This is a genomic window from Roseovarius indicus (assembly GCF_008728195.1).
GTDB lineage: Bacteria > Pseudomonadota > Alphaproteobacteria > Rhodobacterales > Rhodobacteraceae > Roseovarius > Roseovarius indicus.
On sequence record NZ_CP031598.1, the window covers coordinates 3446491 to 3471641 of the forward strand.

Annotated in this window: 28 protein-coding genes; 10 read left to right on the plus strand and 18 right to left on the minus strand. The window is 64.5% G+C overall.

Annotated features, from left to right (window positions below):
• Positions 1-81: 81 nt before the first annotated feature.
• Together RIdsm_RS16470 and RIdsm_RS16475 are read left to right on the plus strand one after the other, a co-directional pair.
• A complete protein-coding gene (locus RIdsm_RS16470; protein WP_057818713.1) occupies positions 82-1293 on the plus strand; it encodes a DegT/DnrJ/EryC1/StrS family aminotransferase in 1212 nt (403 codons plus the stop codon).
• Between the two features lie 31 nt (positions 1294-1324).
• Positions 1325-2242 carry an aminotransferase class IV gene (locus tag RIdsm_RS16475; RefSeq protein ID WP_057818715.1) on the plus strand — a complete coding sequence of 306 codons (918 nt, stop codon included), beginning with the start codon at positions 1325-1327 and terminating at the stop codon, positions 2240-2242.
• On the opposite strand, the gene RIdsm_RS16480 is transcribed toward RIdsm_RS16475, so the two are convergent.
• From RIdsm_RS16480 to RIdsm_RS16490, 3 genes are all read right to left on the minus strand, one after another.
• Positions 2239-3204 (minus strand): LysR family transcriptional regulator, encoded by a 966-nt coding sequence (locus tag RIdsm_RS16480; RefSeq protein WP_057818717.1) that lies wholly within the window; start codon positions 3202-3204, stop codon positions 2239-2241. The genes RIdsm_RS16475 and RIdsm_RS16480 overlap by 4 nt on opposite strands.
• Positions 3205-3220: 16 nt before the next feature.
• Positions 3221-3781 carry a polyhydroxyalkanoate synthesis repressor PhaR gene (gene phaR / locus RIdsm_RS16485; protein WP_057818782.1) on the minus strand — a complete coding sequence of 187 codons (561 nt, stop codon included), beginning with the start codon at positions 3779-3781 and terminating at the stop codon, positions 3221-3223.
• A gap of 185 nt (positions 3782-3966) precedes the next feature.
• Complete coding sequence (locus RIdsm_RS16490; protein WP_236553364.1) at positions 3967-5202, minus strand: adenylate/guanylate cyclase domain-containing protein; 1236 nt, start codon at positions 5200-5202, stop codon at positions 3967-3969.
• Positions 5203-5809: 607 nt separating this feature from the next.
• On the opposite strand from RIdsm_RS16490, the gene RIdsm_RS16495 reads away from it, so the two are divergent.
• Positions 5810-6460 carry a hypothetical protein gene (locus RIdsm_RS16495; RefSeq protein ID WP_057818720.1) on the plus strand — a complete coding sequence of 217 codons (651 nt, stop codon included), beginning with the start codon at positions 5810-5812 and terminating at the stop codon, positions 6458-6460.
• A 117-nt stretch (positions 6461-6577) separates the two neighbouring features.
• Here RIdsm_RS16495 and RIdsm_RS16500 read toward each other — a convergent pair whose 3' ends face one another.
• Positions 6578-7024 (minus strand): phasin family protein, encoded by a 447-nt coding sequence (locus RIdsm_RS16500; RefSeq protein WP_057818722.1) that lies wholly within the window; start codon positions 7022-7024, stop codon positions 6578-6580.
• A 145-nt stretch (positions 7025-7169) separates the two neighbouring features.
• Complete coding sequence (locus RIdsm_RS16505; protein ID WP_057818724.1) at positions 7170-8978, minus strand: PHA/PHB synthase family protein; 1809 nt, start codon at positions 8976-8978, stop codon at positions 7170-7172.
• Between the two features lie 102 nt (positions 8979-9080).
• Between RIdsm_RS16505 and phaZ the strand changes: the two genes are divergently transcribed.
• The gene (phaZ, locus tag RIdsm_RS16510; RefSeq protein WP_057818726.1) at positions 9081-10382 is read left to right on the plus strand and encodes a polyhydroxyalkanoate depolymerase; all 1302 of its coding nucleotides are present in this window, start codon (positions 9081-9083) and stop codon (positions 10380-10382) included.
• Between the two features lie 35 nt (positions 10383-10417).
• On the opposite strand, the gene RIdsm_RS16515 is transcribed toward phaZ, so the two are convergent.
• The 7 genes from RIdsm_RS16515 to RIdsm_RS16545 all read right to left on the minus strand — a co-directional run bounded on the left by RIdsm_RS16515 (position 10418) and on the right by RIdsm_RS16545 (position 15348).
• Positions 10418-11392 (minus strand): sensor histidine kinase, encoded by a 975-nt coding sequence (locus RIdsm_RS16515; protein WP_143100312.1) that lies wholly within the window; start codon positions 11390-11392, stop codon positions 10418-10420.
• A gap of 191 nt (positions 11393-11583) precedes the next feature.
• Entirely contained in the window at positions 11584-11826 is a 243-nt protein-coding gene (locus RIdsm_RS16520) for a hypothetical protein (RefSeq protein ID WP_057818731.1), read from the minus strand.
• Positions 11819-12544: an alpha/beta fold hydrolase gene (locus RIdsm_RS16525; RefSeq protein WP_057818784.1), complete on the minus strand. Its 726-nt coding sequence runs from the start codon at positions 12542-12544 to the stop codon at positions 11819-11821. Before RIdsm_RS16525 ends, RIdsm_RS16520 begins: the two co-directional genes overlap by 8 nt.
• Positions 12545-12606: 62 nt before the next feature.
• Positions 12607-13248, minus strand: a complete 642-nt coding sequence (locus RIdsm_RS16530; RefSeq protein WP_420854099.1) for a hypothetical protein — start codon at positions 13246-13248, stop codon at positions 12607-12609.
• Positions 13248-14234: an alpha/beta hydrolase gene (locus RIdsm_RS16535; RefSeq protein ID WP_338049622.1), complete on the minus strand. Its 987-nt coding sequence runs from the start codon at positions 14232-14234 to the stop codon at positions 13248-13250. Before RIdsm_RS16535 ends, RIdsm_RS16530 begins: the two co-directional genes overlap by 1 nt.
• The gene (locus RIdsm_RS16540; RefSeq protein WP_057818733.1) at positions 14231-14989 is read right to left on the minus strand and encodes an alpha/beta fold hydrolase; all 759 of its coding nucleotides are present in this window, start codon (positions 14987-14989) and stop codon (positions 14231-14233) included. The genes RIdsm_RS16535 and RIdsm_RS16540 overlap by 4 nt, the downstream gene beginning before the upstream one ends.
• Before the next feature lie 140 nt (positions 14990-15129).
• A complete protein-coding gene (locus RIdsm_RS16545; protein ID WP_057818735.1) occupies positions 15130-15348 on the minus strand; it encodes a hypothetical protein in 219 nt (72 codons plus the stop codon).
• 355 nt (positions 15349-15703) lie between these two features.
• Between RIdsm_RS16545 and thrS the strand changes: the two genes are divergently transcribed.
• The 5 genes from thrS to RIdsm_RS16570 all read left to right on the plus strand — a co-directional run bounded on the left by thrS (position 15704) and on the right by RIdsm_RS16570 (position 20505).
• Entirely contained in the window at positions 15704-17683 is a 1980-nt protein-coding gene (thrS, locus tag RIdsm_RS16550) for a threonine--tRNA ligase (RefSeq protein ID WP_057818736.1), read from the plus strand.
• 286 nt (positions 17684-17969) lie between these two features.
• The gene (locus tag RIdsm_RS16555) at positions 17970-18260 is read left to right on the plus strand and encodes a BufA1 family periplasmic bufferin-type metallophore (protein ID WP_057818738.1); all 291 of its coding nucleotides are present in this window, start codon (positions 17970-17972) and stop codon (positions 18258-18260) included.
• A gap of 65 nt (positions 18261-18325) precedes the next feature.
• On the plus strand, positions 18326-19180 hold the full coding sequence (gene bufB, locus RIdsm_RS16560; RefSeq protein ID WP_057818740.1) for an MNIO family bufferin maturase: 855 nt from the start codon (positions 18326-18328) through the stop codon (positions 19178-19180).
• Positions 19177-19932, plus strand: a complete 756-nt coding sequence (locus RIdsm_RS16565) for an HvfC/BufC N-terminal domain-containing protein (protein WP_057818742.1) — start codon at positions 19177-19179, stop codon at positions 19930-19932. Before bufB ends, RIdsm_RS16565 begins: the two co-directional genes overlap by 4 nt.
• A complete protein-coding gene (locus RIdsm_RS16570) occupies positions 19933-20505 on the plus strand; it encodes a DoxX family protein (RefSeq protein WP_057818745.1) in 573 nt (190 codons plus the stop codon).
• A gap of 144 nt (positions 20506-20649) precedes the next feature.
• On the opposite strand, the gene RIdsm_RS16575 is transcribed toward RIdsm_RS16570, so the two are convergent.
• Both RIdsm_RS16575 and RIdsm_RS16580 read right to left on the minus strand, forming a co-directional pair.
• Positions 20650-21018 carry a hypothetical protein gene (locus RIdsm_RS16575; protein ID WP_057818746.1) on the minus strand — a complete coding sequence of 123 codons (369 nt, stop codon included), beginning with the start codon at positions 21016-21018 and terminating at the stop codon, positions 20650-20652.
• 45 nt (positions 21019-21063) lie between these two features.
• Positions 21064-21378 carry an arsenate reductase family protein gene (locus tag RIdsm_RS16580; RefSeq protein ID WP_057818748.1) on the minus strand — a complete coding sequence of 105 codons (315 nt, stop codon included), beginning with the start codon at positions 21376-21378 and terminating at the stop codon, positions 21064-21066.
• Between the two features lie 212 nt (positions 21379-21590).
• Between RIdsm_RS16580 and RIdsm_RS16585 the strand changes: the two genes are divergently transcribed.
• A complete protein-coding gene (locus RIdsm_RS16585; RefSeq protein ID WP_057818750.1) occupies positions 21591-21797 on the plus strand; it encodes a cold-shock protein in 207 nt (68 codons plus the stop codon).
• A 30-nt stretch (positions 21798-21827) separates the two neighbouring features.
• On the opposite strand, the gene RIdsm_RS16590 is transcribed toward RIdsm_RS16585, so the two are convergent.
• The 4 genes from RIdsm_RS16590 to thyX form a co-directional block, all read right to left on the minus strand.
• Positions 21828-22106, minus strand: a complete 279-nt coding sequence (locus tag RIdsm_RS16590) for a hypothetical protein (RefSeq protein WP_082647467.1) — start codon at positions 22104-22106, stop codon at positions 21828-21830.
• Positions 22107-22260: 154 nt separating this feature from the next.
• Positions 22261-22530: a hypothetical protein gene (locus tag RIdsm_RS16595; protein ID WP_057818755.1), complete on the minus strand. Its 270-nt coding sequence runs from the start codon at positions 22528-22530 to the stop codon at positions 22261-22263.
• A 377-nt stretch (positions 22531-22907) separates the two neighbouring features.
• Positions 22908-23837, minus strand: coding sequence for an IS110 family RNA-guided transposase (locus RIdsm_RS16600; RefSeq protein ID WP_151175234.1), 930 nt, complete (start codon positions 23835-23837; stop codon positions 22908-22910).
• 363 nt (positions 23838-24200) lie between these two features.
• The gene (gene thyX, locus RIdsm_RS16605) at positions 24201-25109 is read right to left on the minus strand and encodes an FAD-dependent thymidylate synthase (protein ID WP_057816740.1); all 909 of its coding nucleotides are present in this window, start codon (positions 25107-25109) and stop codon (positions 24201-24203) included.
• Positions 25110-25151 lie beyond the last annotated feature (42 nt).

The window sequence follows — 25151 nt, forward strand, 5'->3', positions numbered from 1 at the left end:
AAAAAATTTGCTTTGGCGCGGGCCGCGAATGATGTAGTAGTTTCGGAAAATCCGAAGGCCACTTTCAGGAAACCCGAAAACATGACCTTGCCGCCCAACGTCTACGACGCCGAGCCCATCCCCGAAGCCGCCCGCGCCGAGATCGAGCAGATGCTCCAGTCGGGCGACCTCTTCCGCTACACCGCCCCGGAAAACGCCCCCGTCACCCTGCTGGAACGCGACTTCGCCGCGCATATGGGCACCAAATACGCCCTCGCCGTCAGCAGCTGTTCCGCCGCGCTCTTCCTGTCGCTCAAGGCGCTCGGCCTGCCCCGCGACGCCCGCGTGCTGATCCCCGCCTTCACCTTCGCCGCCGTGCCCTCCTCGGTCATCCATGCCGACTGCGTGCCCGTCCTCTGCGAAGTGGCCGACAATTACCGCATCGACCTCGCCGATTTCGAAGCCCGCCTCGACGACGACATCCAAGCCGTCATCATCAGCCACATGCGCGGCCACACCTCCGACATGGACGCGATCATGCGGCTCTGCGACGCCCGCAACATCCCCGTGGTCGAGGATGCCGCCCATTCCCTCGGCACCACCTGGCACGGCCGCAATATCGGCACCATCGGCCGGGTCGGCTGTTTCAGCTTCCAGTCCTACAAGCTGGTGAATGCCGGCGAAGGCGGGATCCTCATCACCGACGATGCCGACCTCGTGGCGCGCGCCGTCATCATGTCGGGCGCCTACGAGCATAACTGGGCCAAGCACATGACCGGCGCCGATGCCGATCTCGACGCCGCCTTCGCCCGCTGGCAGAACAAGCTGCCCCTCTATAACCTGCGCATGAACAACCTCTCCGCCGCCATCATCCGCCCGCAACTGGGCGAAATCGCCCGCCGGGTCACCGATGGCCGCAGCAACCACGACTACGTCGCCGCCCGCCTCAACACCTCGCCCTGGCTGCACGTGCCCGAAAAGCTCGCCCCCGAAAACCGCGCGCCCGACTCGATCCAGTTCAACACCGTGAACCTCACCGAGGACGAAACCCGCGCCTTCGCCGCCGCCGCCGCCGACCGGGGCGTCAAGGTACAGGTCTTCGGCCTCTCCACCGACAACGCCCGCGCCTTCTGGAACTGGCAATTCCTGCCGGGCGAGCGCCCCGACCTGCCGCAAACCCGCGCCATGCTGATGAAAGCCTGCGACGCGCGCCTGCCCGCCCGCCTGAAGAAACCCGAGCTCGACATGATCGCCGATGCCCTCATTCTGGCCGCACAGGACGTGATGGGCGAGGATCGCGCCTACGGGACTTGACCGCCGGCGCGACTGCCCCTCAGATGGCGGCATGAGCAAGGATTTCTCCGACGGCGCGGCCTGGATCCGCGGCAGCATCGTCCCCATCGCCGAGGCCACGATCGGCGTCACCGACTGGGCCCTCACCCATTCCGACGTCACCTATGACGTGGTCCCGGTGTGGGAAGGCGCGTTCTTCCGCCTCCCCGACTATCTCGACCGGTTCGAACACTCGATGCAGGCCTGCCGGATGGACGTGGGCCTCTCCCGCGCCGAGATCGAAGCGGCCCTGCACGACATGGTCGCCCGCTCCGGCCTGCGCGCCTCCTATTGCGCCCTCGTCGCCGCCCGCGGCGCCCCCATCATCCCCGGCAGCCGCGACCCCCGCGAATGCGCCAACCACTTCTACGCCTGGTGCGTGCCTTACGTCCATGTCCTGAAACCCGAGGTCGCCGAGGCCGGCGCCAGGCTCCTCCTGCCCGACGACATCCACCGCATCCCCGACGACAGCGTCAACCCGCGCGCCAAGAACTACCACTGGGGCGACTTCACCCAAGGCCTCTTCGCCGCCAAGGATCAGGGGCTCGACAACGTCGTCCTCTCCGACCATGCGGGCAACGTCACCGAAGGGCCGGGCTTCAACATCTTCGCCCTGAAAGGCGATACCGTCGTCACCCCCGACCGGGGCGTGCTCGAGGGCATCACCCGCCGCACCGTTCTGGAACTCGCCCGCGAAGCCGGGCTCAAGACCGAAATCCGCGCCCTGCCCATCGCCGAACTCCTGCAGGCCGACGAGGTGTTCCTGTCGACCTCCGGCGGCGGCGTCATCCCGGTGTCGCAAATAAATGAACGCACGTTCAGCAATGGCCGCCCCGGCCCCACGGCCACCCGCCTGCGCGCCAGCTACTTCGACCGCCTCACCGACCCGACCTACCGGACCGAGATCGCCTACGAGCCGGCCCCCGCCTAGATCACCGTCAACGCATCCTTCAGGAACGGGTACCGCGCCAGCGCCGGCTCCACCACGCTCTTGCGCAGAATGGGCCGCAACGTCCCCGCCACACGCCCCGGCATGTCCTGCAAGATCCCCTTGCGCGCCGTCAGGCTGATCGTCCGCGACAGCGGCTCCATCGGCAGTTCCATCACGTCCAACTGATCCGCAAACCGCTGCGCCCGCATCAAGGCCAGCGGCGTCAGGATCGTCCACCCCGCCCCCTGCCCGACAAGCGCCAGGATGGCGTGGTAACTATCCAGCTCGAACCGGTGCGGCAGGCTGATATTCTGCCGCGCCAGATGCGCCGTCAGCAGCCGCCCCATGTAATGCCGCTGCGTGTACTGCACCAAGGGCAGCCGCTTCAGCTGCCGCAGCACATCCTTCGACGGGTCCACCACCCCCTTGGGCGCGGCCACGATGAACCCCTCGCGCAACAGCGGATGCACCTCGACCCAGTCATCCTCGGCCCCCAGCTCCGCCGCCACGATCACGTCGAGCGCGCGGGAATCCAGTAGCTCGTACAGGTAATGGCTCGCCCCGGTCTCCAGCAAAAACTGGCACCCCTTCAGCTCCGACGCCATATGCGTCAGCAACTGCGGCGTCACGTCCACCTCGAAATCCTCGATCATCCCCAGCCGGAACCGCGTCAACAACGACAGGTCCGACATCGCCAGCTCCGCCCGCGCCTGCGCCGCCTCGTTCAGAATGACCTGCGCCCGCCGCTTCAGGATCTCCCCGGCGGGCGTCAGCCTTACCGGCCGCGCGTTGCGCTGCAACAGCGTCGCCCCCACCGCGCTTTCGAGGTTGGTCAATTGCTGGCTCACCGCCGAAGGGCTGGCCCCCAGCCGCTTGGCGGCGGCAGAGATCGAGCGTTCGTCGGCCGTGGCCATGAACACCTCGATGCCCCACAGGGTGATCCGTCCGGGGCTTTCGACCATGATACGGGGCCTCGCCCTACTTGCTCATCTTCGACAGCTTGTTCTGCAGGTCGGCGAGCTGCTTCTTGATCTCGTCGAGGTCTTCCGACGTCTCTTCCTCTTCGCCCCCGGCCATCGGCGCAGACGGCATGCCCGGCATCTTCATCTGCCCGGTCATCGCCTTGAGAAACGCCTCCTGCTGCGCCCGCATCGCCTCCATCCCCGGCATACCCGCCAGCGGGTTGGCCTTGGTCATGTTCTCCATCATCTGCGACTGCCCCTCGCGCAGCATGTCGAAACTGGCGGCCAGGAACTCCGGCACCATCGAGGTCGCCTGCGTGGTATAGCTGCGGACAAGGTCGTTCAGCACGTTGATCGGCAGCACGTTCTCGCCCCGGCTTTCATGCTCGGCGATGATCTGCAGCAGGTATTGCCGGGTCAGGTCGTCGCCCGACTTCAGGTCGATGATCTGCACGTCTCGCCCATCGCGGATGAACTCGGCGATATCTTCGAGCGTCACATAGTCCGACGTCTCGGTATTGTACAGCCGACGGCTGGCGTACCGTTTGATCAGCAATGGTTTTTCGGATTCGGCCACGGCGAGTACTCCCATCATGCAGCGCTGCAGCAAAGCTTAAACAGGTGAAATCCAAAATGAAAGGGCGAGCCTTTCGGCCCACCCCTTTTCACGCCGTGGCGCAAGGCGGCGTATCGAAGGTACGCCCCCCAATGCCCGGCCCAAACCCAAGACGGCCCCTCGAACCACGCAGCCACCGGTCAGATCTAATCCAGGGTGAAAAGCTCCTGCCGTTCGCGCACACCCCGAAGGCGATACTGTCCGAGCGAAACCAGCTGTGGCACATCCGCAAGTACGGGGGCGGCAACCCTGGCCGAAATGACGATGGCCTGATCGACCGCGCTGCACATGCCCTGCATGCGCGACGTCGTGTTGACCGCCGGGCCGATCACCGTGAAATCAAGCCGGTTCTTGCCCCCTATATTGCCGTAAAGAACGTCGCCTGCGTGCAGCCCCAGGGTAAAATCGGTGGTGACCAGGCCACTGGCTGTCCGTCGCTCGTTCAGCGGCACGAAGGCATCGCGCAATTCAAGTACCGCCCTGAGGGCCACGCGCCGCGTATCGGGGATCTGTTCCATGTCGAAAATGGCCAGCATCCCATCCCCCATGAATTTCAGCACATTGCCGCCATGGCGTTCGACCACGTCCACGACCACGCCGAAATAATCGTTCAGCATCTCGATGATCGCGGTGCCGGGCAAGGTTTCCGACATCTTGGTAAACCCCCGCAGGTCGAAATACAGAATGACCGCCGAAATCGTTTGAGAGGACCCCCGCGTGATATCCCCCGACAAGACCCTCTTGCTGGCATCGCGCCCCATATAGGCCGCCGTGATATCCTCGGCCATCAGCCGGTTGGCCGCGCATTTCAGCGTCAGGCAGAGAGGCGGCAACAGTTGGCGGATGCTGTCGAGATGGATGTCGCTGAACCCCTCCGGCGCATCTGACGTCAACGACACGACCACGCCTTCTTCGGTCCGCATCGGGTCTATGGGGGCCGCGTGGTCTTCGCGAAGGAACATTCGCTTCGCGGCAAAGTAATCGGTGGCGCCGCGCTCGCGAAACACGTCGAAAATCGGGAAATCCAAATCAGGGTCCGGCACGTTCAGCCTCTGCCTGATCTCTTCTATGTTGTTGCTCAGCAGATGGTAAATCGGACTCGACAGGTATTCCTCCGGCGCGTCTCGTGTCCGCTGAAAATTCTCACGCTCGTTTCCACCATGCCGGCTCCAGCGAAATGCCACCGTGCCGATCTCGGGATGATGCGCCCGCATTGACAGGCTCACGCGATGCAACGGGATGCCGATCTCGACAAGCCTGACGCAGAATGTCTCGAGCCAGGTCTCGACGGGCGTGTTTCCAAGCCCCTGCTGGATCAGCCAACCCGTCAGGTCCGTCAGCGCGGCCGTCATGTCCCAGTTGTTCGATGGTGGGGCTGCCATAATGTCCTCTTGCCATTGTCCGGTCGACCAACCTGGCCCCGAATGCACTCATGACGCTGATCATTCAGGTCATGATATCACGGACCATCCTGACTTTTTGCACTCAATGGCCAGCCTTGTACCACCACTTGCACAAAGGTGCCGGAAGATGGCGCCATGGCCATATCACAAAATGAAAGGGCGAGCGTTTGGGCGTGGCGGTTTGCCGGGCCCAGAGCGGGGGCCGTTCAGGAGGGGCGAAGGAATATGTCGGCTTCGAGGACTTGGTAAACACCGACAAAAGCGCCTGCGCGGAATCCAGGGCTTTAGCCCGCCGCGCATCGCCGGGCCGTCCCCACGGCGCGGCGATTTGGCTGACGGAGCGCTATGCTTTGATGACGGAAGTACTTGGCAGACATAAACTGCCCATCACCACCGTCGGCTCGCCGCACCACGGCCCGCCGATGCGCGGCTCCTTACTGTCGGAGCCGAATGACTGAGCCATCCCGCGATGCCTTGCATTCAATTGCGCTGCAGCGAAGGTCCGGCACGAGTTGAGTTGACACCCGACTGTGACACTGTGTGTGTTGAACTTGATCAAAGCCGAAAAAAGACGGAGGTAACGCCCGTGAGATTTCTTGGGTGGATATTCCCGGCCACCGTTCTCCTTCTAACCGGGTGCCAGAAAGCGCCCGAAAACGTCGACGATCTCTATTTCCCTGTCGGGACTTTCCACCGCCCCGATGACGGAGGCAAAGGCGAAGACTCCAGCAACAAAAAGTTTTCGGAAGACCTGAGAGGCATGAAAGAAGGGAGACTGACCGATTATCCGGATCGCACTCCCGTCTTCCGCCTTTTCGTCAGCCCCAGTGGCGAAGCCATCGCATCGAGTTATTTGTTCCGACTGGACAAGCGAAAAAGCGGACACGTCCTAATCTTCAAAGCGTCGAATGCCCCTGTCCTGGTGCAGGGTATGACTGGGCCGGGTGATGGCAGAACAGGCGTGGCCGACGAGATCGAGCAGTCCCTTTCGGATGCGGAGGTACAGACGCTACTCGACCGGTACGAAGACTTGGATCTCTGCAACCAGCCCGTTGACAGACGCATCGTCCAAGACGGGACTAATTGGGTGATAGAAGGTTTCAACGGAACCAATGAGTACTGCGTTCGTCATTACACAGATGATCCGGCCGGCAAGCGTTTCAGGGCTTTCCATGACACGTTGTTCAGCATGATCCCCCATAAATTTCGAAAATACCGTTGGTGTTGTGAATTTTGAACGAAGGCTTCATTCCCCTCGCCCACCCCACAAAATGAAAGGGCGAGCCTTGCGGCTCGCCCTTCCTGATCATGCCCAGCAGGGAGGGGTGTGGGCATGAAATCCTGTCTGTTGGCCTTACTTGGCCGCGGTGGCTTTCTTGGTCGCCGCGGTCATGTCGTCGGTGGCTTTCTTGACGACTTTCGTGGCGTCTTCCTGCATGTCCTTGCCGGCAGCCATCAGAAGCTCGACGGTGTCCATCTGAACTTTCTTGGCGATCTCGGCGAAGGCAGCCATGTTCTCGGCGGCGACTTCGGCATTGGCCGATGCGAAATCGGTCATCGCCTTGGCATAGTCAGCCGGCTCGGTCTTGGCTTTGGAAACTTCTGCCAGTTTCGACAGGGTTTCCTTGGTCCACTTGCTGGAAATCTCGGCCGATTTCTCGGCGGCGTCCAGGGCCACGCCCGACAGTTTCTCGTTCAGGGCGGCTTGGTTCTTGAATGCGTCTTCCATCGCCTTGGTGTCGACGGGGAACGAACCCATGATGTCTTTCATCATGGTGTTGAGGTCTTGTGCTTTTGCCATCGTTTTGGTCCTTGGTTTGCTGTGGTCCCGGAACCGTCCCGGGCTTGCTGCGTCTGCAACCTATATACGTGCTGCACTGCAGCATTTCAAGGATTTTTTCTGCACTGCAGCAAAGCCACCGCCAACCGCGAAAAGGCAAATTCCGTCAGAGACTTGCCTTCTTGCGCACGTAGGTCCCGGGCGCGGGCGCCAGCGGGGGATGCTCCGAATCGCCCGGTGCCCTAGCGTCAACTTTCTTGCCCGACCGCTTGCGCAGCCACTTCTCCCACAGGGGCCACCACGACCCTTCGTGGTAGACGGCACTCTCCAGCCACTCGTCCGCAGACCCGCTCAGATCGCCGTTTGTATAATGGCCGTACTTCTTCTTCGACGGCGGGTTCACGATCCCTGCGATGTGGCCCGACTCCGACAATATGAACGTCCGGTCCTTCGACCCGGTCTGCCGGAACCCGCGATAGCAATCCTTCCACGCCGCGATGTGATCGCTCTGACAGGTCACCGCCGTGATCGGCACGTCGACATCGCTGATATGCACGGTCTCGCCCAGAAGCGGGAAACCGGTCGTCACGAACTCGTTCCGCTGACACAACCCACGGAGGTATTGCATCGCCATCTTGCCGGGCAGGTTCGACCCGTCCCCATTCCAGTAGAGCAGGTCGAAGGCGGGCGGCGTCTCGCCCATCATGTAGCTCTTGACCGCGGGCGTATAGACTAGGTCGTTCGACCGCAGGAACGACATCGTCCGCGACATGATGAACGACCGCATCAGCCCCTTCTCGGCCACTTCCTGCTCGATCCCGTCGATGAAGTCATCCTGCAGGAAGGGCGTGAACTCCCCCTGCTCTCCGAAATCCGTGAGCGCGGTGAAGAACGTCGCCGACTTGATCGAGGTGTCCCCCCGCTTCTTCAACAGCGACAGCACCATGTGCAGCGTCGTCCCCGCGATGCAGTAGCCCACCGTGTTGACCTGCTTCTGCTTGGTGATCGCCTTCACCTCGCGGATCGCGGTCAGGAAGCCCTCCTCGACATAATCCTCCATCCCCGTATCCGCGAAACTCGCATCCGGGTTGACCCAGGACACCACGAACAGCGTATAGCCCTGCTCGGTGATCCACTTGATCAGGCTGTTCTGGGTCTTCAGGTCGAGAATGTAGAACTTGTTGATCCACGGCGGGAAGATGATGAGCGGCGTCGTATAGACCTCCTCGGTCGCCGGCGCATACTGGATCAGCTCCATCATCCGGTTGCGATAGACCACCTCGCCCGGCGATGTCGCGATATTCTCGCCCAGCTCGAACGCGCTCTCATCGGCCAGCCGCACGACCATCTCGCCATGGTTCGCCTCGATATCGGCCACCAGGTTCTCGAGCCCCCGCACCAGGCTCTCCCCTTCCGTCGCCACCGCCTTCTCCAGCGCGTCCGGGTTGGTGCCCAGGAAATTCGTCGGGCTCATCATGTCGATGATCTGCCGCGAGAAATACTCCAGCCGCTGCTTTTCCTTCGGCTCCAGGTCGTCGATATTCGACACCGCCTGTTCGACCGCCTGCTTGTTCAGCGCGTATTGGTGCTTGATGTAGTGGAAATAGGGGTGCGTATCCCAGAGCGGGTTCGAAAACCGCTTGTCGCCCTTCAGGGTATCGTCGGCCTCGTCCTCTTCGTCATGGCTCACCTTTCCCTGCGCCAGCGCCTGCTGCGCCTCGAGGAAATGACGCACCGACTTGCCCCAGTATTCCAGCTGCTGTTCGTAGATCTTGCCGGGGTTCTCGAACATCTCCTGCCAATAGGAGGTGGCGGCCTTGGTAAACAGCTCCTGCGACGGCGCGTTCAGCGTCGGGTTGGGCGGACGCCGCGACGCCAGCGCCTGCACCAGCCGCTGAGAGAGCTCCTCCACCCGCTCGAGGTTCTGGTTAAGCTTTTCGAGATTTTGTCCTGTGACATTCTCTTGCGTTGCCATCTAGGCGAATCCCCCCTAGGTTTCTGCTATGCAGCATATCGTCGGCTGATCGGAGGGGCAGTGCGACGAAAGGAACCGGCACGCCCGGGTTAGGAGACGACGATGCGTCAAATGATGACTTATGATCTGATGGAAGCCCTCCGCAACACCAATCAGTGGCTGGGCGCCACTGCCCTCTCGATGTCATCCTATCCAATTTTCAGCATGGTGCCAAACCCTGCGTTTCAATGGATGGCAGCCTGGGGAGAAGTGACCGAGCGGACCTTCCAGCGGATGGTCGCCAAGCCCGACTGGGGGATCGACTCGATCACCGGCGAGGATGGCCGCGACCACCTGATCAGTATCGAGACCGTGGTCGAACGGCCCTTCGGCGACCTGATCCACTTCAACGTCCAGGGCCGCGACGAGATGGACCGCCGCGTTCTGCTGGTCGCGCCCATGTCGGGCCACTACGCCACGCTCCTGCGCTCGACCGTGCGCTCGCTTCTGCCCGATTGCGAAGTCTACATCACCGACTGGCACAACGCCCGCGACATCCCGGTCTCCGAAGGCAAGTTCGACGTCGAGGATTACACCCTCTACCTCGTCGACTTCATGCGCCAGCTCGGCTCCGACCTGCATGTCATCGCGGTCTGCCAGCCCGCGCCGCTGACGCTCGCGGCCACCGCCTATCTCGCCGAACAGGACCCCGAGGCGCAACCGCGTTCGCTCACCCTGATCGGCGGCCCGATCGACCCCGACGCCGCCCCGACCGACGTCACCGACTTCGGCGACCGCGTGACCATGGGCCAGCTCGAGGACACCATGATCCAGCGGGTCGGCTTCAAGTACAAGGGCGTCGGCCGGCAGGTCTATCCGGGCCTGCTGCAGCTGGCCTCCTTCATGTCGATGAACGCCGACCGCCACAGCACGGCGTTCACCAACCAGATCACCCGCGTGGCCCAGGGCGAGGCCAGCGACCGCGACCCGCACAACAAGTTCTACGACGAATACCTCGCCGTGATGGACATGACGGCGGAATTCTACCTCTCCACCGTCGAGCGCATCTTCAAGGAGTGCGAGATCGCCAAGAACGAGTTCGTGGTCGACGGCCACAAGGTGGATATCGGCGCCATCACCCGCGTCGCGGTCAAGACCGTCGAAGGCGGCAAGGATGACATCTCGGCCCCCGGCCAGTGTGTCGCCGCGCTCGACCTGCTGACCGGCCTGCCCGACAGCAAGAAGGCCAGCCATCTCGAACCCGACGCCGGCCATTACGGCATCTTCGCCGGGCGCTCCTGGCGCAACAACATCCGCCCGCTGGTGCTCGACTTCATCGACGCCAACTCCGAAGACCCCGCGGCGCGGAGCCGGACCAAGTCGAAGAAGCGCAAGAAGCCCGCCACCAAGCTGGCGGCGGTCTGAGACCGCCGCGGCCGGCCCCCGGGCTCAGCCGCGTATCACCGATAAGGAAGTCGCAGGCGCACGCAGGTGCCCTGCGCCACCTCCGGATATTCAAGCTCGCCTTCCGCGCTTTCCGCAAAGCTCTGCAACAGGCCCTGCCCAAGGCTTCCCTTGCGGGTATCGCCCTTGGGCATGCCGACACCGTCATCGGCAACCGTCACTACCAGCCCGGCAGGCTCCGTCTCCAGCAAGACGCGGATCTCGCCTTTCTCGCGCCCCTCGAAGGCGTGCTTGACGGCATTGGTGAACAGCTCGTTCACGACAAGCCCCACGGCAATCGCCTTGTCCCGTGACAGGTTGACCGGACGCAGGTCGGTGACGACCTGCACGCCGTCCTGCGTCACCACACCGTCCCGCAACGAGTTGCACAGCGACGACAGGTAGACCTGCATGTCGACCCGGCTGTCGCCATCCTCGTCGCGGAAAAGCGCCTCGTGCACTTTCGAGATGCTCTCCACCCGCCCCTGCAACCGCTCGAGCGCCTGGCGCGCATCGTGCGATTTCGCGCCCCGCGCCTCGATCCGCACAAGGCCCGAAACCATGGCGAACTTGTTCTTCACCCGGTGATCGATCTCCTGCAACAGCAGCTTGCGTTCCTCCGCCAGCGCATCGCGCGTCGATATGGCCTGCCGCACGACCCGGCGGTAGTATTCCGCAAGCGCCACGATCAGGAACCCCGACAGCACGTTGACCAGAACGCGCGGCGCGTCCGACGCGATCTCGAAGGTGAACGAGTTGTTGACCGGCAGCACGAAATACCACGCGAACAGCGCGCTCAGCAGCATCGTGATCACCCCGGCCGTCCAGCGGGCAAACAGCGTCGCGAACAGCACGAACGGGAAGGTCAGCGCAAACGGCCCCGCCCCCGCCGGCAGGATCAGGTCGGTCAGCTCGCGCAGGACGACCGCACCCACCGCGCACAGGCATGCCACGACCAACTGTCCGAAAAAGGCGGACAGTTTAGAAGACATCCGTGACGAAATCTGATCCGATAGATCGAATTCGACCGGAACTTCCTGAACCAGCGTTTTGGCCGGTGGAGGATCGTCGGACACGGGCTAGCTCCAAGCTCAAGGCGCAACGCATTTTGCGCTGGTTTGCACGGGAATGGCAAAAGAATTTTACACCGCGTGCAGCGCAACCCGTCATGCCGTTGGGTAAGCTACCGCCGCGACCGGCCTTTCAGTTGACGCCACACCGGCACCACGTCAAGCGCCGCCACCGCCACGCCCAGCGGAAACATCCAGAACCCCAGAACCGGCAGGAATCCCAGCACCCCGCCCACCATCAGCGCCAGGCCGGCCAGCAGCCGCACGCCGGGCGGAAGGCGCCGCTTGGCCCACACCTGCACCTGCCGCCGCACGCGCCGCGCGCGGCCCGGCATCGATTTTCCCGGCTCAGACATCCGCGCGGCTTTGGGCCCCGGCCGGTTGCTGCATCCAGTGGTACAGCGCGTGGTTGACGGCGTCGGGCTGCTCCAGCATCGGCAAGTGCCCCGCCCCGCCAATGACCTCCAGCCGCGCCCCTTCCATCAGCCCCGCCATCAGCTCGTGCCGCTTGGCCGGCGTCAGCCGGTCATGCTCGCCGCACAGCACCAGCGCCGGCTGCTTGGCCTTGCGCAGCACCGCCTGGTAATCCCGCCGCCGCTGCATCGCCCGGACCTGGCGGACGATCACCTCCGGCCCCACCGCGCGCGCCATCTCCTGAACCTGGGCCATCACCGCGGCCCGCGTCGCCCCCGGCGCAAGCGCGTCGGGCGGGATCAGCGCCTTGACCGCATCCTCCAGCCGGCCCGATTTCAACTTGATCACGATCGGCTCCATATCGGCCGCCGCCTGCGGCGTCTCGGCCAGCGAATTCGTGTTCATCAACGCGATCCGGCTCACCCTGTCCGGCGCCCGGCGCAAAAGCTCCATCGCCACGATCCCGCCCATCGAATGCCCCACCAGCGCAAACCGGCGCGGCAACCCGTCCAGCAGGCGCGAGGCGATCTCCTCGATCCGGTCGCCGCCGGTCACGGGTGCGGCGATGATGGTCAATGCGGTACTGAAGGCGGCAACCTGCGACGCGTAGACCCGCGCATCGCACATCATGCCCGGCAACAATACCAAGGGGTCCCGCATCTGCATCGTCCTTTTGCGCCTGTGTGCCTCGCCATCAGATTTGCCCGCTGCACGGGGCGAAATCAAGGACCGGCGGGATAGGCGATGCCCCGGTAGGCGGGAAAATCCCCATAGCGCGCCTGCCGTTCGGGCAAACCCTCCCCCGGCTCGGCCCCCGCCGCCAGCAATTGCCCCTTCGGCGCGATATAGCTCGAGATCGTCCGCCGCGGTGCCTCGCTCCAGCTCAGGTTCATGGCGCAGAGCTTGGGAAAGAACCACAGGTCCGAATAGGGCAGATGATCATGGATCCACCACGCCAGGTCGCGCCAGTCGCGCCCCCCGTCGTACCGGTCCGCAAACCACGGGATCACCAGCGACGTGCCCGCCCCCGGCCCGCGCGGGCCCACCCTGTCCCAGATATGATGCCCGTAATTGGCATCGTTGCTGGCACAGTTCAGCTTCCGCGCGTTGCCATACGCGTTCAGCTCCGGGCTGCGATAACCCGACCGGATGGCAATCCGCCCGAACGTCTCCTGCAGCGGGTCCGGCAGCTCTTCGCACAGCCGCCGGCCATGGGCGATGGCAAGGTCCGGATCCTCGGGGATATTCGGAATCCGGTGAAAGCTCCCGATCTCCGAATACAGGAAATCCCGCATGTAGAAATGCCGGCTCAGCCTGACCCGCCCGAGCGTCTCCAGGCTCCACATGCTGCCCGGCCGCCGCATCAGGGCAGCGCCCTGATCCAGTCGAGGATGGTTTCCGTCACGGCCTCCGTATTGCCCGGCGACAGGGTATCGCCCGCAATCACATGCGCCATGCCATCCACGCCCTCCCCAAGCTCCGGCGCGGCCCGCGTCACCGGCCCGCCCCACCGGGCCTGCACCTCCGCCGTCACGCTCGCATCCACGATCTGGTCCTCGTCCGAGTAATAGAACAGCGCCGGCGTGCTCACCCCGCCATAATCCAGCCCCGCCGCGTATTTCACCATCGCCGCCATCGGCAGCACCGACACCATCGGATAGCGCGTCGTCCAGTTCAGCGCCTGCATCTCGTTGCGCGGCGAGAACGAGCGGGTCTCCCCCGCCACCACCGGCAGCCAGTAGCGCGCCGCCGGCAGCGTCAGAAGCGGCGCGTTGGGGTTGTTGATGCCGAAATTCGGCGACACGAACGCAATCCCCTTCACATCGCGCATCAGCCCGGCCTCCTGCGCCGCAATGGCCATGGCCGTGCCGCCCGTCGAGGTCGCGATCACCACCACCTCGCGACCCACCTTCCGGCCAATCGCCAGCGCCTCGGCCACGTCGTTGATCCAGTCGCCCGCCGTGGCCTCCGCCATGGCCTCGCCATCGCGCCCATGCCCCGTAAGCCGGGTGAACACCAGGTTCGCCCCCAGCGCCTCGGCCACGCCATCGGGCACCGGTCGGATCTCCTCGGAACTGGCGGAAAACCCGTGCAGGTAAACGATGGCCAACTCGGTCGGCACCTCCTCCAGCCCGTACCAGATGACCCGCTTCTCGTTGCCGGGGCGGATATCGTCGAACCGCGCCTCCTGCTCCCGCAGATACGGGTCGACCCCGTCGGCCAGCACGCGCCGGTCAAAACGGATCTCGGTGTCCACCGGCTCATATGGCCCGAACACCCACAGGCCCAGGGCGACCACCGCCAGACCGGCCAGCACCCGCCCCAGCCAGCGCACCACCACCCGCATCATCCCCGGGCAGCCCGCGAAATCACCTCTTCGACCGACGCCTCGATCAGCGCCAGGCAATCGGGCTCCGAAAACCGGTGATCCGCCCCGTCGACCAGCGTCAGCCGCATATCCGGCCCCTCCGCATGTTCCAGCAGGCGCAGCGCAACGGACATCTCCACATCCTCATCCGCCGTCCCCTGCAGGAACCGCACGGGGAACGGCAGGCTCAGCGGACTGCGCAGAACCAGATTATCGCGCCCCTCCTCGATCAGCCGCCGGGTGATCACGTAAGGCTCGCCATACTCGCTCGGCAACGCCACCTCGCCCTTTTCGAAAAGCGCATCACGCTGGCTGTCGTCGAACCCGGCCCACATCGAATCCTCGGTGAAATCCGGCGCCGCGGCGACCGTCACCAGCCCCGCCACCTTCTCCGGCATCGCCCGTGCACAGAGCAGCGAAATCCACCCGCCCATGCTCGAGCCCACCAGAACCTGCGGCCCCTCGGTCAACTCGCCGATCGCCGCCATCGCATCCGCCGCCCAGTCGCCGATGGCCCCGTCGGTAAACGCCTCCGACGATTGCCCGTGCCCCGAGTAATCGAACCGAAGGAACGCCCGGCCCGTCCGCCGCGCCCACGCCTCCAGGTGCACCGCCTTGGTGCCCTCCATGTCCGATTTGAACCCGCCAAGGAACACCACGCCGGGGCCCGTGCCCTCCGTGCGGTGATAGGCGATCTTGCGGCCCTGGGCCGTGGTCAGAAAATCTGGTGCAGTCATGTCTCGTCCTTTTCGGCGCGCATCCTGCACCGGACGGCACCAGCCTTCAAACCGTTTCCCGCCCGATCCGCCGCCGGATCCACGAAAAAAGCCGCGCCCAATCGGACGCGGCCTGAAGGAACAACCCTGAAATTCGCGGTTCAGCCGCTGATATATGTCGTATTGCTGGGGCGGTAGAAGATCTTCTGGTTGTGGATACGTCCCAGAAGGTCGTGAATCTCGCGCACCGCGTCCTCGTTCTCAGACGGAATCTCGTCGTGGTTCGGCGCCGAAAGCTCCCGCTTCGAGCGGCGCAGCGCGTCCTCGATCAGTTCGAGGTCGTCCACCGACAGTTCGAATTGCTTGTTGTAACCCGGCATTCGCAACTCCTGTTGATTCATGGCGTGGATTAGCGAGTAAGATAGGAAACACGGCGCCCACGTAAAGAGAAATTTCTCAAATCCACCAACAAGTTACCCATGTTTCCTGCATGCGTTGGAATACCGTGCCCCGCATGCGTTGGCACACTTGCAGGCAGATCAATGACTTAGCTGGCCATTTCGGCCCGTTCGCTTTTGATATCCCATGCGTCGCTTTTGTGCATAAATTTTCGGCACCCCCGCTCCGTACCGCCGGCTCTTGACTTGGGCCCCGCCCCGCGCCAAAAACCCGGCACACATATATACCCGCAACCGGGCGTTCCGTGGGCGCCAAACCGACGAGGAGTTCAGGCTGATGGCCCAGATTTCCCTTACCTTTCCCGATGGCAATTCGCGTTCCTACGATCAGGGCGTGACCCCGGCCGACGTGGCCGCATCGATCTCCAATTCGCTGGCGAAAAAGGCCATCTCGGCCCATGTCGACGGCAAGCACTGGGATCTTCAGTGGCCGATCGAGGCCGACGCCGCCATCTCCATCAACACCATGAAGGACGAGGCCCCCGCCAACGAGCTGGTACGCCACGACCTCGCCCACGTCATGGCCCGCGCCGTGCAGGAGATCTGGCCCGAGACCAAGGTCACCATCGGCCCGGTCATCGAGAACGGCTGGTACTACGATTTCGACCGCGCCGAGCCCTTCACGCCGGAAGACCTCTCGCAGATCGAGAAGCGGATGAAAGAGATCATCAATCTCCGCGACCCCGTGAAAACCGAGGTCTGGGAGCGTGACCGCGCCATCGCGCATTACGAACAGACCGGCGAGCCCTACAAGATCGAGCTGATCGAGGCGATCCCCGGCGACGAGCCCCTGCGCATGTACTGGCACGGCGACTGGCAGGATCTCTGCCGCGGCCCCCACCTCCAGCACACCGGCCAGCTTCCCGCCGACGCCTTCCGGCTGATGTCCATCGCCGGCGCCTACTGGCGCGGCGACTCCAGCCGCCAGATGCTGCAACGCATCTACGGCGTGGCCTTCACCAGCAAGGAAAAGCTGAAAGCCTATCTCAACTTCCTCGAAGAGGCCGAGAAGCGCGACCACCGCCGCCTGGGCCGCGAGATGGACCTCTTCCACATGCAGGAAGAGGCCCCCGGCCAGGTCTTCTGGCACCCCAACGGCTGGACGATCTACACCGCCCTGCAGGACTACATGCGCCGCAAACAGCGCGCCGGCGGCTATAACGAGATCAACACGCCGCAGGTCGTCGACCGCAAACTGTGGGAGGCCTCGGGCCACTGGGACAAGTACCAGCACCACATGTTCATCGTCGAGGTCGACGAAAGCCGCGACGGCGAGAACGATGACGCGTCCGCAACCAACAAGGAACAGACCCGCATCAACGCGCTGAAGCCCATGAACTGCCCCTGCCACGTGCAGGTGTTCAACCAGGGCCTCAAATCCTACCGCGACCTGCCCCTCCGGCTGGCCGAGTTCGGCTCCTGCGCGCGCTTCGAACCCTCGGGCGCGCTCCACGGCATCATGCGCGTCCGCGGCTTCACCCAGGACGACGCCCACATCTTCTGCACCGAGGACCAGATCCAGCAGGAATGCGCCCGCTTCATCGACTTCCTCGCCGACATCTACCGCGAACTCGGCTTCCCCGATTTCGAGATCCGCTTCGCCACGCGCCCCGAAAAGCGCGTCGGCACGGATGAAAGCTGGGATTACGTCGAAGGGGCGCTGGAAAACGCCATCAAGGCCGTCGGCCGCGATTACGTGCTCGAACCGGGCGACGGCGCCTTCTACGGCCCCAAGCTCGACTTCTACCTGACCGACGCGATCGGCCGGGTCTGGCAATGCGGCACCTTCCAGGTCGACCCCAACCTGCCCGAACGGCTCGGCGCCACCTACATCGCCCCCAACGGCGAAAAGACCCGGCCCTTCATGCTCCACCGCGCCACGCTCGGCAGCTTCGAGCGCTTCATCGGCATCCTGATCGAGGAACACGCCGGCAAGCTGCCCTTCTGGCTGGCCCCCCGCCAGGTCGTCGTCGCCTCCATCGTCTCCGAGGCCGATGACTACGTGAACGAGGTCGTCGCCAAGCTCCGCGCTGCCGGCGTGCGGGCCGAGGCCGACATCCGCAACGAGAAGATCAACTACAAGGTCCGCGAACATTCCGTGGGCAAGGTTCCGGTCATCCTCGCCTGCGGCATGAAGGAGGTGGACGAGCGCACCGTCTCCCTCCGCCGCCTCGGCGAGAAATCGACCTCCGTCGAACCTCTCGACGATGTAACAAAGGCGCTGGCGAAAGAGGCGACCCCGCCCGACCTTCTGTAACATCTGCCAATTCGCGCGGCCGGATATTGAAACATTCCGAAACAATCCGGCCGCGCTGAAACAACTTCCCCTTATATTTCAGCCCCTTGCGAAAAGCGCCCACCTGACGGGCGCTGACACGCCCGTGTCTGACGCGTTCGTGAGTCGTCGTTTCGGCGATGCTCCCTCTATCTTTCTCTCATCGCCCGACCGGCGCGCCACGGCCACCACGCCCCACGAACGGGAGCAGAGGCCGCAACGCACTGAAACGGCGATAGAAAGTTCAATCTCTCAAGGGAGCTACCCCATGTCCAACACCACCAAAACCCTCGCCATCGCCGGCGCCGTCACCGCAGCACTGGCCTCCTACACCACCACCGCCACCGCCGCCGAGCAGGAAAAATGCTACGGCGTGTCGCTCGCCGGTGAAAACGACTGCGCCGCCGGCGCCGGCACCACCTGCGCCGGCACCTCCACCGTCGACTACCAGGGCAACGCCTGGACCCTCGTCGATGCCGGCACCTGCGAAACCATGGACCTGCCGGATGACCGCATGGGCAGCCTCGAGCCGCTCGACCGCGACCTGCCGGAATCCTGACGCCAACCGGTCTGTGCGGGATCACCCCGCACAGGCCACCCCCACCCCAACCAACAGGTGCCCCCATGCTGGATACCACCCGCTTTCCCACCCTGCCCGCCGGCCCCGGCGTCGGCTACAAGCCCCAGCATTTCCGCGACATCACCACCGATGCCGCGCCCGTCACCTGGCTGGAAATCCACGCCGAGAACTACATGGGCGACGGCGGCCGCCCCCTCGCGCAACTCCGCCACCTGGCCGAACGCTTCCCCATCTCCGTCCACGGCGTCGGCCTCTCCATCGGCGGCGAGGGCCGGCTCGACCCCGACCACCTCGCCCGCCTGCGCAAACTCTGCGACTGGCTGCAACCGGCCAGCTTCTCCGAACACCTCGCCTGGTCGACCCATGACAGCCACTTCCTGAACGACCTGCTGCCCCTGCCCTACACCGCCGCCACCCTCACCCGCGTCGCCCGCCACATCGACGAGGTGCAGGAGGCATTGGGCCGCCCCATGCTGCTCGAAAACCCCTCCAGCTACCTCGCCTTCGACGAGAGCACCTATGCCGAGCCCGATTTCCTGAACGAACTCGCCCGCCGCACCGGCTGCGGCCTGCTGCTCGACGTGAACAACGTTTTCGTCTCCGCCACCAACCTGAACATGGACCCCCGCGCCTATATCGACGCCTTCCCGCTCGACCGCGTCGGCGAAATCCACCTCGGTGGCCATGACGAGGACGAAGACGACCACGGCGCGCCGCTCCTCATCGACAGCCACGGCCGCGAAGTCGCCGACCCGGTCTGGGCCCTCCTCGACCACACGCTCGACCGCTCCGGCCCCCGCCCCCTCCTCATCGAATGGGACACCGACGTACCCGACTGGCCCACGCTGGCCGCCGAGGCCCGCCGCGCCGAGGCCGCCCTCGCCAAGGTGCCCGCATGACCCTTTCGCAAACCACCTTCCACGACGCCCTGCTCGACAGCACCCAGCCCGTTCCTGACGGCCTTTCCGACGGCCAGGGCCGCCCCGCCGGCCGCCGCTTCTCGGTCTACCGCAACAACGTCGCCGCGGGCCTCACCGACGCGCTGGAAACCAGCTTCCCCGCCATCGCCAAGCTGATCGGTCAGGAGAACTTCCGAAAGGTGGCCGGCACCTTCCTCCGCCAACACCCGCCGCAGAACCCGATGATGATGACCTACGGCGCCGACTTTCCTGCCTTCCTCGAAACTTTCCAGCCGCTCCAGCCCCTCGGCTACCTCCCCGACGTCGCCCGCCTCGAACAGGCCCTCCGCATCGCCTACCACGCCGCCGACGCGCGCCCCATCGACCCCGCCATCCTGCAAACCCTGCCGCCCGACGCGCTGGCCGGGGCCCGCTTCACCCTCGCCCCCGCCACGCAGATCATCCCCTCCCGCTGGCCCATCCACGCCATCTGGGCCTTCAACATGGAAGACGGCCCCAAGCCGCAACCCGGCCCCCAGACCGTGCTCATCACCCGCCCCGACTACGACCCGCAGATGACCCCCGTCACCCCCGGCACCGCCGCCTTCATCACCGCCCTGCAATCCGGCGAAACCCTCTCCGACGCCACCGACACAGCCACCACGACCGACCCCGGTTTCGCCCTCACCCCTGCGCTCTCGCTCCTCCTCGAAACGCAGGCGATCACCGACATCAGGAGGGGAGACACCTAGATGACCGCCCTCGTTTCCATCCACACCGCGCTGTTCACCCGGATCGAGCGCGCCGACTGGCTCTTGCCAACCCTCGCCCGCTTCCTCTTCGCCGCGATCCTGCTGGTCTATTACTGGAAGTCCGGGCTCACCAAGCTGGGCGACGGCCTCCTCGGCCCCTTCAGCCCCGCCGTCGGCGCCTATGCCCAGATCTTCCCAAAGGCGACCGAGGCCGTCACCTACGACGTGACCAAGCTCTCGCTCTTCCACCACCTCACCGTGCTGGCCGGCACATGGGCCGAATTCATCCTGCCCATCCTCATCATCGCGGGCCTTCTGTCGCGCCTGGCCTCCCTCGGCATGATCGGCTTCATCGCCGTCCAATCCCTCACCGACCTCTACGGCCACGGCGGCATCGAGCACGAGGGCACCCTCGGCGCATGGTTCGACAAGGCGCCCGACGCCATTATCCTCGATCAGCGCGCGCTCTGGGTCTTCCTGCTCCTGGTGATCGTCGTGAAGGGCGCAGGGCCCCTGTCGCTCGACCGGGCGCTGTCGCGCGCCGTTGCGCCCGAACCAACATCTCGTGGCTGAACCCACCGAACGCCACTTTAACCAACCGCCCTGCCGACACCCGCACCGACGCAATACCGACAAAATACCGACGTTATACCGACGTGGCAAACCCAGTAAAAACAGGGCCGTTAACCTGATTCGCCCAAAACCCGCTCTGCCGCTTCAGAAATGCGACTTCGGTTCGTCCGGTTTCCCCGCCGCGATGGCAAAGATACCCCCCAGCGCGGTCATCCCGATCGGGAACATGGTGAACACCCCGAAATCGAACGCGTAAAGCATCAGCCCGGCCGAAACGAGCAGCAGCGCCCCGCCCCACAAGGCCCGGATGCGCGCCATCCCCCCGCCCGCAATCGCCAGGAGCGGCGCCACGAAGGCCACGGTCCGGCTCAGCCCGACCCGGTCGACCTGGTAGGCCAGCCCGTCAATCTCGCCATACTCGTCGATGAAGACGGTATAGCCATAGATGAAAAACCCCACGATCAGGGCCAGAACCCCGCCGATCACGCCAAGAAGCAGCGCCGCATTTCGCATGTATGTCCTCCGGTTGCTTCACAGCCAGATAGGCATTCCCGCCGGTTATCCAAGAAGCGCCGCCTGCACGTCACGCCCCCAGCCCAGGTGCATCTCGCCGCCGTCCACGATCAGCGGCCGCTTCATCAGCGTCGGATGCGCGGCCAGCAGGCTCAGCGGGTCGCCGGCGCGCTCGGCCTCGCTCAAACCCCGCCACGTGGTCGAGCGCGTGTTGAGCAAAGACGCGCCGAACCGCGCATGCGCCGATTCCAGCACCTCCCCGGGCACGCCATCCGCCCGAACGTCGCGAAACTCGGCATCCGGCAGGGATTTCAACGCCTTGCGGCAGGTATCGCAGGTCTTCAAGCCATATAGTATCATGTCGCCTCGCCCAATTTTTCACCTGATAGCGTGACCCGGCCCAAAGATCACGTGGGTTTTGCTTGCTTTTTACATTGCCGGTGCAATCATCAAAGCAGTGACGCTGACCTATCAGCCGCCGACTTCGAATTTCCGTGGCCGGACCTGCTAAGTCTGCTCATGCCAAGGCCCGGCGCATACCGGGAAAGTGAAGACACGGAAGGAGATACGGCATGCCGACCGGCACCGTAAAATGGTTCAACACCACCAAGGGCTACGGGTTCATTGCACCCGACGAAGGCGGAAAGGATGTATTTGTGCACATCTCGGCCGTCGAACGCTCGGGCCTGACCGGCCTCGCCGACAACCAGAAGGTTGGCTACGAGTTGCAGGACGGGCGCGACGGGCGCCAGATGGCGGGCGAGCTCAAGCTGCTCTGACACAGCCAGGCCAGTCTATTTCAGTCTAAATCAGGCCGGGTCCTCGGCCTGGTTCCCCTCCCAGTTTTCCCCCATCGCGACGATACAGGATGTCCCCGTCGCGTAGGCAACCACCATTGTCCAGTCGCCGCGCTTGTCGGTCCAGACCTGCATCACCTGTTCCGGGCCGCGGGTGCCCCAGCTGTGCAGCTGCTCGCCGAACTGGCGCGACAGCTTCTTCGTCATCATGTGCGTGGGCTCGCAGATCACGTCGGCAATCGGCGTGCTGGCCGGCGCGGCCCCGGCGCTGCACACCAGGGCAAAAGCCATGAAAACTCGCATTGGTCCTGCGTCCTTTCGTTCACTGCTCTTTCGGGCAATGTAACAGAATCATGACGCACCTGTATATACCTTGAATATACAAAAGGCGCGAAGCCCACCGCTCCGCGCCTTTCGCCCACCCTGTTCGAAGGGGAAGTCGTGCTTACTGGCAGCCCTTGGTGCCCTCGGGGCAATTGTACGAGCGCGTATAGGTCGCCGCCCGGTAAACCGGGTGCCGCTTCATCTCGTACCAGGTCACGTGGGTATTCGGACGCCCGCAGCAGATCGCGCCGTTGATGGTGATCGGCTGAAGCCCGGCCGGGCAGTAGTTCGCGTTGGTCGGCACCGGGTACAGCCGGGCCTCCTGGGCGACGGCCGGCAAGGCGGTCAGCGCGGCCAGCGCGGCGGCTGAGAGAGAGAGGGAAATGCGCATATGGACCTCGTTTACGGTTACTGAAAAGGCTTTGGAGGAACCTCTGCGTGGAATGGTACCGCTTCGGCGGGGGCTGTCAAAGTTTTTTGAGGGGAAACAGTGCGTTTCAGGGTGGTGGCGGGGCGATTATCGAGACAACTGCCATGTCCAACCGGCACCGACCCGCTTGAGAACGAGCACCGCCGGGCGAGCGCCGGCCCGTGGGGAGGCGCTGCAACGATCCTGGCTGCCGCTTTATGGTACCGAATACATCCTCGACCGAAGCGTCGCGCTACACCTCAAAAGCGCCTGCCCGCCGGGACGGGCCGGCGCTCGCCCGGCGCCGCGCCAAGGCGCGGCTCTGTTCCGGGCGTGTGCTCCCGTAGCAACTGTCTTTCTTATCCTGCCGCTGGCCGGTGCTCTCTTTGATCCCGCAGCATTGCGTTGAGGACGGTGAGCAGCTTGCGGGCGCAGGCGACGATGGCGAGTTTGACCGGTTTTCCCGCCTCCTGCAGCTTGCGCCGGAAGGCCCTTAGCGCCGGGTCATACCGGCTGGCGATGAACCCCGCGAGGTAGAGCGTGCGCCGCACCTCCGCGCGGCCGCCCCAGATCCGCCGCTTCCCCCGGAACCGGCCGCTGTCGCAGGCATGCGGCGCCAGACCGGCGAGGCTGGCGATCGCCCGGCGGTCGAGACGGCCCAGCTCGGGCAGCCGGGCCAGCAGGCTTGCCGCCAGCAGCGGCCCCACCCCCGGCATCGTCCGCAAGAGGCGCGACCGGTCCGACAGCGCCTCATCCGCCCCGATCACCGCGGCGATCTCGGCCTCGAGCTTGCCGATCCGGCGGCGCAGCAGCGCGATCATGCTGCCGATATCGCGGCGGACAGAGGCATCGCGGGCCTGACGCAGGCGCGCCATCTCGGCCCGCAGCATCGCGCCGAGATCGTCCCGGCGGCCCATCAGGCCGGCCAGCCGCGCCCGCCCGGGATCGGCCGGCGGCGTCGGGCGCAAAGCCAGCGCCCGACCCATCTCCGCCAGCACCCGGGCATCGACCCGGTCGGTCTTGGCCAGCCGGCCCGTGGCGCGGGCGAACTCCCGCGCCTGCCGCGGGTTGACCCGGGCGTAGGTGACATCCGCCGCGCCGAGCGCCTCGGCCAGCGGGTGCTCGTACCCGCCCGAGGCCTCGAACACCACCAGCGCCCCCCGGGCCCGGGCGGCGAAAGCCCGAAGCTCGGCGGTCGCCATCGGCACCCGCTCCGCCCGACCGGTGGAAAGAAAGAAGACGTCGATCCAGTCCTTGGCGATATCGACGCCGATGACATCTTGTGGCAAAGTCATGGGGCCTGTCCTTGATCTGCGGGATCGGCTGGTTGCACAGCCCTCCCTGGCAACTGTTCAGGTTTGACAACGGTCGGCAGACGAGCCCCGGGCTACGCGACGGTCTCAAGGACCAAGGGTGGGACGGGGTCTCGCCTGCCGATACACAATATCGCACAGATCAAAGAGACAAGGGTGGGTAAAACCCACCTCTCCCTCATCCCAATCAACGTCACCGTCGGTGGGTTCGCACCCACCCTACCCCTGCCATCGCAACGCCCTGCAACCTTAACGGATCGTTCAAAGATTTATTCTACTCCTAAACCAACACCGCCCATCAACGAGCCCGGCCATTCCACCCCATCCGTTAACGTTTCATTAACCTTCCAGAACCCCCTGGAACTCCCGCCATTCCCCCTTGGACATGCCGGAGTTTTCCTGCGTCACCTCTTCCCCCTTCAGCATCCGCCGCACGCAATCCAGCGCCGTGGACGACAACGTGGCGCCCCCCATGCGGTAATCCTCGAAGGCGCGGAAGGCGAAGGGCACCCAGTCGGCCACCACCTTGCACATCTCCTCGGCATAGACCCGGATCTCGTACTGCGCATGCGCGTCCGCCCGCAGGCGCAGGAAATGCAGCAGGTTGTGCAGGTCGACCTTCCAGTACCACTGGGTGTAGATGTTCGCCGGCAGGTTCATCCGCGCCAGCTCGCGCGCCAGCCCCTGCTGCCCCTCCTGCCCGATCATCTCCTCGTAGTGATCATAGGCGCGGGCCGAGTCCGCCTTGAGATATTCCAGCACACGCTGCGCCTCGTCGCCGGTCAGCGCCTCGCCCCGGCCCTGGTTGTTCACCACCGACTGAGCGGCCAGGTGTTCGGGCGCGGGAATATAGAACTCCCGGTCGAGGATCGAATAGCGGGCCGAGTATTCGTTGACGTTGGCCGTCCGGTGCCGGATCCACTGGCGGGCCACGAAGACCGGCAGCTTCACGTGCAGCTTGATCTCGCACATCTCGAAGGGCGTCGAATGCCAGTGCCGCATCAGGTAGCGGATCAGCCCCTCGTCATTCGTCACCGACTTGGTGCCGCGGCCATAGCTCACCCTTGCGGCCTGGCAGATGGCGGCATCGTCGCCCATGTAGTCGATCACCCGGATGAACCCGTGATCGAGCACCGGGTAGGCCGTGTAGAGATGCGCCTCCATCCCCTCCGACACCACGCGGCGGGTTTCCTGGCGGGTGCTGCGCTGTGCGTCGATTTCGGCCTGCTGCTCGGGGCTGAGGGGCATCGCCTGGTCCTTTCCACAAGAGTGAGTCGGGCCGACTATATC